Annotated in this window: 1 protein-coding gene, 1 tRNA gene, 1 pseudogene and 1 riboswitch; of the genes and pseudogenes, 1 reads left to right on the top strand and 2 read right to left on the bottom strand. The window is 60.6% G+C overall.

Features of this window, described 5'->3' with window-relative positions:
- Window positions 1-193: 193 nt before the first annotated feature.
- The gene (gene metZ / locus P792_RS27800; protein ID WP_023978591.1) at window positions 194-1,381 is read right to left on the bottom strand and encodes an O-succinylhomoserine sulfhydrylase; all 1,188 of its coding nucleotides are present in this window, start codon (window positions 1,379-1,381) and stop codon (window positions 194-196) included.
- A 67-nt stretch (window positions 1,382-1,448) separates the two neighbouring features.
- Window positions 1,449-1,528: riboswitch (SAM riboswitch) on the bottom strand.
- Between the two features lie 104 nt (window positions 1,529-1,632).
- On the opposite strand from metZ, the gene P792_RS27795 reads away from it, so the two are divergent.
- A tRNA-Gly gene (locus P792_RS27795) sits at window positions 1,633-1,706 on the top strand.
- Between the two features lie 26 nt (window positions 1,707-1,732).
- On the opposite strand, the pseudogene P792_RS36005 reads toward P792_RS27795, so the two are convergent.
- A pseudogene (locus tag P792_RS36005) lies at window positions 1,733-2,032 on the bottom strand (hypothetical protein); the annotation flags it as partial.

Genomic DNA, 2,032 nt, shown 5'->3' with positions numbered 1-2,032 from the left:
GGTCTTCCGGCTGGGATTGGTCCTCAAGCCAGAAAGTGCGCACAGAGACCGTCACCCCCTGGGTTGTGGCCTCGTAGCGAGGCGCAGCTTCCATGGCTTCGGCAAGGCTCGCTTCAGGGTCGGCCACGAGGCGGGGAGGGGCAGGCTTTTGCGACATGCCCGCCTTGTAGGCCGATGAAGCGCCGGAAAGCAATCAGGCTTTGAGCGCAGCAAGCCCTCGCTGAAGATCTGCAATCAGGTCGCGGGCATCTTCAAGCCCTACCGAGAGACGGATGGCGCCATCCGTAATCCCGAGTTTGGCGCGCTCAGCCGCATCGACCTTGGAGTGCGTTGTCGTAGCGGGGTGGGTGGCGAGAGACCGTGCATCGCCCAGATTGTTTGAGATCGCAATCAGCCTGAACGCATTGAGGAAGCGGAACGCTGCCTCACGGCCGCCCTCGACTTCAAAAGCGACCAGTGAGCCACCATTCAGCATTTGCTTTTCAACTAGGGCGCGCTGGGGATGAGAGGCAAGGCCCGGATAGGCAACACGGGCAATACCCGGCTGGTTCTCGAGGAATTTTGCCACTTCGCTGGCATTGTGAGCCATGGCGTTAACCCGCAGCGGGAGTGTTTCGAGCCCCTTGAGCAGCACCCACGCATTGAACGGGGAGAGGGCGTTGCCTGTATTGCGGGTAAAGGGCTGGAGAACCTCCTCAATCCACCGCTTGCGGCCCAGAACAGCGCCACCAAGAACGCGGCCCTGCCCATCGATATGCTTTGTGCAGGAATACAGAACCACGTCAGCCCCAAGGGCCAGAGGCTTCTGCCCGACCGGTGAGGCAAACACGTTATCGACCATCAGCAACGCGCCTGCCTTGTGGGCGAGGTCGGCAATGCGTTCGATGTCCAGCACGTCGAGCATCGGGTTCGAGGGGCTTTCGATCAGCACGGCACCGGTTGGCTGTGAAAGCGCTGCCTCCCACCCGGCCCAGTCATCACCATCGACAAGCACAGTCTCGATGCCGTAGCGCGGCAGCAGATTGGTCACGATCCAGTAGCACGAGCCGAACAGGGCGCGGGACGCAACCACACGGTCGCCCTGTTTCAGATGGGACAGCAGGGCGGATGAGACCGCCCCCATGCCACTGGCTGTCACGATGCAGGCCTCGGCTCCTTCCAGCAGGGCGAGGCGTGACTGGAGGGCATCGGTCGTGGGATTACCGAAGCGGGAATACTGGTAATGGGTGACGTCGCCGGTGAATGTGGCGGCCGCCTGCTCGGCGCTGTCATAGACAAAGCCCGAGGTGAGGAAGATGGCTTCGCTGGTTTCGCCATGTTCGGTACGGCTGACATCCTCGTGCAACAGACGTGTCGAGGGGCCGAAATTATTTTGAGTCATGGGATGGAAACGCTCCAAAATGCACCGTGATCCGTAGGGTGCGATTCTGGCCGTGGAAAACCTGGAGCCAAACTGGTTCCGGGCCTCTTTAGCGCTGTTGTTTAGCCTCGCCGCAATCCGGCCGTTCAAATCGCGAGGGTCTTGCCGCTTGCGGCACCACGGTTGCGACTATGCGCAAAGGCTGTGTCGGTCGTCAACCGGCAGTGGGATGATTGCATCGCACGAGCGAGTGGGATAGAAGGGGCACCGTTGCGGGTGTAGTTCAATGGTAGAACGGCAGCTTCCCAAGCTGCATACGAGGGTTCGATTCCCTTCACCCGCTCCAATCCCCCGAAAAACAGGGTGCTGAGACTAGCCGCGAAGGAGCTTCTTCTTCGGGGTCTCGTCACCCTTGTCCTTGCTATCCCTGTCCGTTTTCTGCGGTGCCGGCGCCGTGACGGGCGCACCGTCCTGATAGGTTGTTCCATTCCAGGTCCAGCGATCGTTCTTGTCGATCAGCAGATCATGCATGCCGTTGTGACGGCTCGACAGGACAGATATGGCCCCGCTTACCGAGTCAAGCACAAGCTTCCAGCCACCCTTGTGACGCAGATAGACCGAAGTGGAACAGCCCGCCGAACCGCAAAGACGGGCGGATTGCAGCTGCACGAA

The organism is Asaia sp. SF2.1 (assembly GCF_000505765.1).
Taxonomy (GTDB): domain Bacteria; phylum Pseudomonadota; class Alphaproteobacteria; order Acetobacterales; family Acetobacteraceae; genus Asaia; species Asaia bogorensis.
The sequence above is the reverse complement of the archived record's forward strand: the minus strand, read 5'-3'. Positions and strand labels throughout refer to the sequence as shown.